General features: G+C 66.6%; 7 protein-coding genes. 5 read left to right on the top strand and 2 right to left on the bottom strand.

Going from position 1 to position 7,903, the window contains the following annotated elements:
- Both B0W88_RS27505 and aceE read right to left on the bottom strand, forming a co-directional pair.
- On the bottom strand, positions 1-278 hold a 278-nt coding region (locus B0W88_RS27505; protein WP_304442603.1), incomplete at its 3' end, for a biotin/lipoyl-containing protein.
- A gap of 26 nt (positions 279-304) precedes the next feature.
- Positions 305-3,013, bottom strand: coding sequence for a pyruvate dehydrogenase (acetyl-transferring), homodimeric type (gene aceE / locus B0W88_RS27500; protein WP_077037757.1), 2,709 nt, complete (start codon positions 3,011-3,013; stop codon positions 305-307).
- Between the two features lie 159 nt (positions 3,014-3,172).
- On the opposite strand from aceE, the gene B0W88_RS27495 reads away from it, so the two are divergent.
- The 5 genes from B0W88_RS27495 to B0W88_RS27475 all read left to right on the top strand — a co-directional run bounded on the left by B0W88_RS27495 (position 3,173) and on the right by B0W88_RS27475 (position 7,884).
- Entirely contained in the window at positions 3,173-5,740 is a 2,568-nt protein-coding gene (locus tag B0W88_RS27495) for a PAS domain-containing sensor histidine kinase (RefSeq protein ID WP_077037756.1), read from the top strand.
- Entirely contained in the window at positions 5,737-6,360 is a 624-nt protein-coding gene (locus tag B0W88_RS27490; protein WP_077037755.1) for a response regulator transcription factor, read from the top strand. The genes B0W88_RS27495 and B0W88_RS27490 overlap by 4 nt, the downstream gene beginning before the upstream one ends.
- 67 nt (positions 6,361-6,427) lie before the next feature.
- Positions 6,428-7,285, top strand: a complete 858-nt coding sequence (folD, locus tag B0W88_RS27485) for a bifunctional methylenetetrahydrofolate dehydrogenase/methenyltetrahydrofolate cyclohydrolase FolD (RefSeq protein WP_077037754.1) — start codon at positions 6,428-6,430, stop codon at positions 7,283-7,285.
- A 31-nt stretch (positions 7,286-7,316) separates the two neighbouring features.
- A complete protein-coding gene (locus B0W88_RS27480; RefSeq protein WP_077037753.1) occupies positions 7,317-7,562 on the top strand; it encodes a type II toxin-antitoxin system ParD family antitoxin in 246 nt (81 codons plus the stop codon).
- Positions 7,555-7,884, top strand: coding sequence for a type II toxin-antitoxin system RelE/ParE family toxin (locus B0W88_RS27475; RefSeq protein ID WP_233151866.1), 330 nt, complete (start codon positions 7,555-7,557; stop codon positions 7,882-7,884). Before B0W88_RS27480 ends, B0W88_RS27475 begins: the two co-directional genes overlap by 8 nt.
- Positions 7,885-7,903: the final 19 nt, after the last annotated feature.

The following is a 7,903-nucleotide window of genomic DNA, read 5'->3' as shown; positions in this document are numbered from 1 at the left end:
GCCGCGGGAGCCGGTGCAGGGGCGGCAGCAGCCGCCTCGCCCGCCGTCTCCAGCATCAGGACCACGCTGCCTTCCTTGACCGTGTCGCCGACCTTGACCTTCAGCTCCTTCACCACGCCCGCGGCGCTGGACGGAATCTCCATCGAGGCCTTGTCGCTCTCGACCGTGATCAGGCTCTGTTCCACCTTGACCGTATCGCCCGGCTTGACCAGCAGCTCGATGACGCCCACGCCCTCGAAATCGCCGATGTCCGGCACCTTCACTTCAACCAATGCCATGTTCTTGTCTCCGTCGAAACTCAGCGTTATGCGTACAGCGGGTTGATCTTGTCGGCGTTGATGCCGTACTTGGCGATGGCTTCGGCCACCTTCTGCGCCGGCACCTTGCCTTCATCGGCCAGCGCCTTCAGCGCGGCGACGACGATGTAGTGGCGGTTCACCTCGAAGTGCTCGCGCAGCTTGGAGCGGAAGTCCGAGCGGCCGAAGCCGTCGGTGCCCAGCACCTTGTAGGAGCGGCCGGCCGGGATGAAGGCGCGGATCTGCTCGGCGTAGTTCTTCATGTAGTCGGTGGAGGCGATCACCGGGCCCTGGACCTTGGCCAGCTGCTGCGTCACGTAGGGCACGCAGGCCAGCTCGGTCGGGTGCAGCAGGTTCCAGCGCTCGGCGTTCTGGCCGTCGCGGGCCAGCTCGTTGAAGCTCGGGCAGCTCCAGACGTTGGCGCCCACGCCCCAGTCGGCTTCCAGCAGTTCCTTGGCGGCCTGGCTCTCGCGCAGGATGGTGCCGGAGCCCAGCAGGTTGACCGTCGTGCCGTAGCCCTGGTGCGCCTCTTCCAGCAGGTACATGCCCTTGAGGATCTGCTCCTCGGTGCCGGCCTTCAGGCCCGGCATCGGGTAGTTCTCGTTCAGCAGGGTCAGGTAGAAGTACACGTTCTCCTGGTTCTCGACCATGCGCTTCAGGCCGCTGTGCAGGATGACGGCGACTTCGTGCGCGAAGGTCGGGTCGTAGCTGACGCAGTTCGGGATCGTGCCGGCCAGGATGTGGCTGTGGCCGTCCTCGTGCTGCAGGCCTTCGCCGTTCAGCGTCGTGCGGCCGGACGTGCCGCCCAGCAGGAAGCCGCGGGCCTGCATGTCGCCGGCGGCCCAGGCCAGGTCGCCGATGCGCTGGAAGCCGAACATCGAGTAGTAGACGAAGAAGGGAATCATCACGCGGTTGTTCGTCGAGTACGACGTCGCCGCGGCGATCCAGGAGGCCATGCCGCCCGCTTCGTTGATGCCTTCCTGCAGCACCTGACCGGCCTTGTCCTCGCGGTAGTACATCACCTGGTCCTTGTCGACCGGGGTGTACTGCTGGCCCGCAGGGTTGTAGATGCCGATCTGGCGGAACAGGCCTTCCATGCCGAAGGTGCGCGCCTCGTCCACGAGGATGGGCACCGTGCGCGGGCCCAGTTCCTTGTCGCGCAGCAGCTGCGTGAGGAAGCGGACGTAGGCCTGCGTGGTGGAGATCTCGCGGCCTTCGGCGGTCGGGTCCAGCACGGCCTGGAAGGTCGCCAGGTCGGGCACCTTCAGCGACTCGTCGGTCTTCGGGCGGCGCTTGGGCAAGTAACCGCCCAGTGCATTGCGGCGCTCGTGCAGGTACTTCAGTTCCTGCGAGCCTTCGGCCGGCTGGTAGAAGGGGACGTTGGGCAGGTCGGCGTCGCTGACCGGGATGTTGAAGCGGTCGCGCATCGCCTTGATGTCGTCGTCCTGCAGCTTCTTGGTCTGGTGGGCGGTGTTCTTGCCTTCGCCGATCTTGCCCATGCCGAAGCCCTTGACGGTCTTGATCAGCATGACGGTCGGCTGGCCGGTGGTGTTCACCGCCTTGTGATACGCCGCATAGACCTTCTGCGGGTCATGGCCGCCGCGCTGCAGGCGCCAGATGTCGTCGTCGCTCATCTTCGCGACCATCTCCAGCAGCTTCGGATGGCGGCCGAAGAAGTTCTTGCGGACGAAGGCGCCGTCGTTGGCCTTCATGGCCTGGTAGTCGCCGTCCAGCGTGTCCATCATGACCTTGCGCAGGATCTCGTCCTTGTCGCGGGCCAGCAGCGGATCCCAGTAGGAGCCCCAGATCAGCTTGATGACGTTCCAGCCGGCGCCGCGGAACTCGCTCTCCAGCTCCTGGATGATCTTGCCGTTGCCGCGCACCGGGCCGTCCAGGCGCTGCAGGTTGCAGTTGACGATGAAGATCAGGTTGTCCAGCTTCTCGCGCGCGGCCAGGCCGATCGCGCCCAGCGATTCCGGCTCGTCCATCTCGCCGTCGCCCAGGAACACCCAGACCTTGCGCTTGCTGGTGTCGGCGATGCCGCGGGCGTGCAGGTACTTGAGGAAACGCGCCTGGTAGATCGCCATCAAGGGGCCCAGGCCCATCGAGACGGTGGGGAACTGCCAGAACTCGGGCATCAGCTTCGGGTGCGGGTAGCTGGACAGGCCCTTGCCGTCGACTTCCTGGCGGAAGTTCAGCAGCTGTTCCTCGGTGATGCGGCCTTCCATGAAGGCGCGGGCGTAGATGCCGGGGGCGCTGTGGCCCTGGATGTAGAGCAGGTCGCCGCCGTGCTCGCCATCGTCGGCATGCCAGAAGTGGTTGAAGCCGCAGCCCAGCATCGTCGCGAGGGACGCGAAGGAGCTGATGTGGCCGCCCAGGTCGCCGCCGTCGGCGGGGTGCAGGCGGTTGGCCTTGACGACCATGGCCATCGCGTTCCAGCGCATGATCGCGCGCAGGCGCTCCTCGATCTCGACATTGCCCGGGAAGCGCTCTTCCTGGTCGGCCGGGATCGTGTTGACGTAGGCGGTGTTGGCGCTGAAGGGCACGTCGATGCCGGCCTGGCGGGCATGCGAGATCAGCTGCTCGAGCAGGAAGTGGGCGCGGTCACCGCCCTCCTCGCCGATGACGGCGGACAGCGCGTCCAGCCATTCGCGGGTTTCCTGGGAGTCGGTGTCGTTGGCGGCGGCGCCAAGGAATTCGTTGGGTTGCGCGGACATGAGGCTTGTCTCCTGCTTGTACAGAGGTCGGTCGAATTCGGTTGGCGCGGAGTTTCGCACAAGATTCGAGCACTTCCAAATGGCGCAAGTCGATTTCAAATTATGAAATGAGGGATCGCACTCTACGAGGCCTCCGAGCCTCCGCTCGATAATCGCGTTATGCCGTTTTCCTCCGATTTCGGCGGCGCCGCGCGCCGCAAGCTGATTCCGCTGCAACGTGTCGTCACCGGCTGGTGGCGTCGCCAGTCTCCCGCCCGCCAGGACCGTTTCGCCACGCTGGGGCCGCTGATCTCGGTGCTGCTCTTCCTGGCGGCGATCATTTCCGCCTTCTGGTACCTGCGCAACGAGGAAATCGAACGCGAGACGGAGGCCGTCAAGCGCGACACCGAGATCGCCCAGCAGCAGATCCGCCTGCGCCTGATCGAGAACCAGGAACAGCTGGTGCGCATCGCCCGGGAGATCGCCACCCGCACCGTCGACGCCCACGACTTCGGCGCCCAGGCCCGCGCCTTCGTGCGCGAGCGGCCCGAGCTGACCGAGGTGGACTGGATCGGCAGCCACCGCGACCGGCGCGCCCACATCAACAGCAGCGGCTACCAGGACGACAGCCTGGTCGTCACCGACAACACCGGCATCGACCCCTCGCTGCCGCTGGCCAACCAGTCGAGCCCGCCGGAGCTGGCCTTCCTGGCCGCACGCGAGCGGCGCCAGCCGGTCTACTCGCTGCCCTTCGCCGACAGCAACGGCGCCACCGTGTTCCAGATCCAGGTGCCGCTGGTGGACCGCACCGGCTTCTCCGGCGTGCTGATCGCCGAGTACAGCGTGGAGGCGCTGCTGCGCCACGCAGTGCCGCCCGAGGTGGCCACGCGGCACGCGATCCTGGTGCTGGACGGCCGCGAGCAGGTGGTCAGCAGCACCGTCACGCCGATGCCGGGCCAGCGCATCCAGCGCGCGTCCATCATCCACGACGTGCCGATGGCGCCGGCGCTGAACGGCCTGGTGCTGCGCGGCCAGGGCTACCGCACCTCGATCGGCCTGATCTCGAACACGCTGTTCTGGATGGTGGTGGCGCTGTCGGTGCTGACCGTCTGGATGCTGCTGGGCACCTGGCGCCACATGCGCCGGCGGTTGCAGATCCAGACCGCGCTGGCGAGCGAGACCAACTTCCGCCGCGCGATGGAGAACTCCATGCTCACCGGCATGCGCGCGATGGACATGGAGAGCCGCATCTCCTACGTGAACCCGGCCTTCTGCGCGATGACCGGCTTCTCCGAGGCCGAGCTGATCGGCCGCAAGCCGCCCTTCCCCTACTGGCCGACCGACCGCTACGAGGAGAACGCCCGGCTGCAGCAGCAGGAGGTGCAGGGCCGCAGCCCGGCCGGCGGTGCCGAGGTGCGCGTGATGCGCAAGGACGGCACGATCTTCGACGCCCGCATGTACGTCTCCCCGCTGATCGACAGCAAGGGCAAGCAGAGCGGCTGGATGGCCTCGATCACCAACATCACCGAGGCCAAGCGGGTGCGCGACCAGCTGAGCGCCTCGCACGAGCGCTTCACCACGGTGCTGGAAGGCCTGGACGCGGCCGTCTCGGTGCTGTCGGTGCAGCAGGGCGAGCTGCTGTTCGCCAACCGCTCGTACCGCCTGTGGTTCGGCGCCGACCCGGCCGGCCATGCGCTGCTGGCCGGCGGGCCGCTGGGCCGCGCGCTGCCCACCGAGCCGGTGGACGAGATCGACGACTACACCGGCCTGCCCGCCCAGGCCCTGACCGAAGCCGGTTCGGACCCGCGCGAGGTCTATGTCGAATCGCTCGAAATGTGGTTCGACGTGCGCTCCCGCTACCTGCAGTGGACCGACGGCCGCCTGGCCCAGATGCTGATCGCCACCGACATCACCGTGCGCCGCCGCGCCGAGGCGCTGGCGGCCCAGCAGGCCGAGAAGGCCCAGGTCACCAGCCGGCTGATGACCATGGGCGAGATGGCCTCCAGCGTGGCCCACGAGCTGAACCAGCCGCTGACCGCCATCACCAACTACTGCAACGGCATGGTCAGCCGCGTGCGCGGCGACAACATCGCCAAGGAAGACCTGCTCACCGCGCTGGAGAAGACCGCCAAGCAGGCGCAGCGGGCGGGCCAGATCATCCACCGCATCCGCAACTTCGTGAAGCGCAGCGAGCCGCAGCGCCAGGCCTCGCAGGCGGCGGACATCGTCGAGGACGCGGTGGAACTGGCCGGCATCGAGCTGCGCCGGCGCAATGTCGCGATCCACACCTACGTCGCCCAGCGCCTGCCCTCGCTGATGGTGGACCCGATCCTGATCGAGCAGGTGCTGATGAACCTGCTGAAGAACGCGGCGGAAGCGATCGACAACGCCTCGCTGCCGGCAAGCCGTCGACATATCGAGTTACGTGTGGTGCCCAAGCACACCCCCGAGCTGGGGGGGCACATCGAGTTCAGCGTGACCGACATGGGGCCAGGTCTGCCGGAGGAAGTGATCTCCCGGATGTACGAGGCGTTTTTCTCCACGAAGGCCGATGGCATGGGCATCGGCCTAGGGTTATGCCGGTCTATCGTCGAGTCCCACCAGGGCCGGATCCGGGCCGAGAACTTATACAATGCCTCGGCCATCGTGGGGTGCCGATTCGCCTTCACGATACCGGTCGATATCTCCCGCCCCGACACCTCGGGCACCAGCGGGCCTTCAGCAGTGAACTTACAAGCGACACCATGAGTCTGATTCCGAAGAAGGGCAACGTCTATGTCGTCGACGACGACGAGGCGGTTCGTGACTCCCTGCAATGGCTGCTCGAAGGCAAGGACTACCGTGTCAAGTGCTTCGACTCCGCCGAGTCCTTCCTCAGCCGCTACGACCCGCGCGAAGTCGCCTGCCTGATCGCCGACATCCGCATGGACGGCATGAGCGGCCTCGAACTGCAGGACCGCCTGATCGAACGCCGCAGCCCGCTGCCCGTCGTCTTCATCACCGGCCACGGCGACGTGCCGATGGCGGTGCAGACGATGAAGAAGGGCGCGATGGACTTCATCGAGAAGCCCTTCAAGGAAGACGAGCTGCTGGCCCTGGTGGAGCGCATGCTGGACCAGGCCCGCAACGCCTTCTCCACCCACCAGGAAGCCGCCAGCCGCGACGCCCTGCTGTCGCGCCTGACGACCCGCGAGGCGCAGGTGCTGGAGCGCATCGTCGCCGGCCGCCTGAACAAGCAGATCGCCGACGACCTCGGCATCAGCATCAAGACGGTGGAGGCGCACCGCGCCAACATCATGGAAAAGCTCAATGCCAACACCGTGGCCGACCTGCTGAAGATCGCGCTGGGTGCCCCGGCCAAGGTCTGATTCCCACCCGCTCTCACAAGGCCGCTGCACTCCAGCGGCCTTTTGCATTTCCAAGGAGTTCCTCACCATGACCGCCCAACTGATCGACGGCAACGCCCTCAGCAAACAAGTCCGCGCCGAAGTCGCGCAGCGCGCCGCCGCGCTGGTCGCGAAGAGCGGCAAGAAGCCCGGCCTGGCCGTCGTCCTCGTCGGCGACAACCCGGCCAGCCAGGTCTATGTGCGCAACAAGGTCAAGGCCTGCGAGGACGTCGGCTTCCACTCGGTGCTGGAGAAGTACGAGGCCGCGATGACCGAGGCCGAACTGCTGGCCCGCGTCGAGGCGCTGAACAACGATCCGTCGATCCACGGCATCCTGGTGCAACTGCCCTTGCCCAAGCACATCGACGACCACAAGGTCATCGAGGCGATCTCGCCCGCCAAGGACGTGGACGGCTTCGCCGTCGAGAGCGCCGGCGCGCTGATGGTCGGCGAACCGGGGTTCAAGGCCTGCACGCCCTACGGCTGCATGAAGATGCTGGAGAGCATCGGCATGAAGAATCTGCGCGGCAAGCACGCGGTGGTGATCGGTCGCAGCAACATCGTCGGCAAGCCGATGGCGATGATGCTGCTGGCAGCCGACGCCACCGTCACCGTCTGCCACAGCGGCACCGCCGACCTGGCCGCCATCACCCGCCAGGCCGACGTCATCGTCGCCGCCGTAGGCAAGCGCAAGGTCCTGACCGCCGACATGGTCAAGCCCGGCGCCGTCGTCATCGACGTGGGCATGAACCGCAATGACGAAGGCAAGCTCTGCGGAGACGTGGACTTCGACGGCGTCAAGGAAGTGGCCGGCTGGATCACGCCGGTTCCGGGCGGCGTGGGCCCGATGACGATCACGATGCTGCTGGTGAACACGATGGAGTCGGCGGAGCGGGCCTTCGGTTGACAACTATTGATAATCCGCAGAGCATCTGCTCATGAGTACGAACACCATGAGCTTTGCCCTGCCGGAAGCCATGCGCAGCTATGTGGACGAGCGCGTGCGCTCGGGCCAGTACGGCAACGCCAGCGAATACCTGCGCGAGCTGATCCGCCGCGACCAGGAAGAACAGGCCAGGCAGCGCCTGCGGCAGTTGATCGCCGCCGGCCTGGATTCAGGCGAAGCCAAGGCCCTGACGCCGCGCCGCGCCGCACAGCTGAAGAAGCTGGCCCTGGGTGGCTGAAGCGCCGATCGAGGCCCGGCTTCGCCCCGAGGCGGAGCGGGATCTCGTGCAGGCGGCCCGCCACTACGCCGAAGCCGGCGGGCGCGAACTGGGAGAGCGCCTGTTCGACGCGGCACTCGATGCGCTTGAAGCGCCGTGCCAACATCCCCATATCGGTTCCATGCGCCTGGGCAGGCTCTGCGGCATCTCCGGCCTGAGAAGCTGGCGGGTCAAGGGCTTCCCGCTGCAGTGGTTCTATTTCGTACGATCGGATCATCTCGACGTGGTCCGCCTGCTGGCGGATCGACAGGACATCGCGGCCATCCTCACTGACGCACCATGACCAACCCCCTCCTCTCCAC

It is taken from the genome of Pelomonas sp. KK5 (genome assembly GCF_001984095.1).
GTDB lineage: Bacteria > Pseudomonadota > Gammaproteobacteria > Burkholderiales > Burkholderiaceae_C > KK5.
This window is presented reverse-complemented; position numbering and strand designations above follow the sequence as displayed.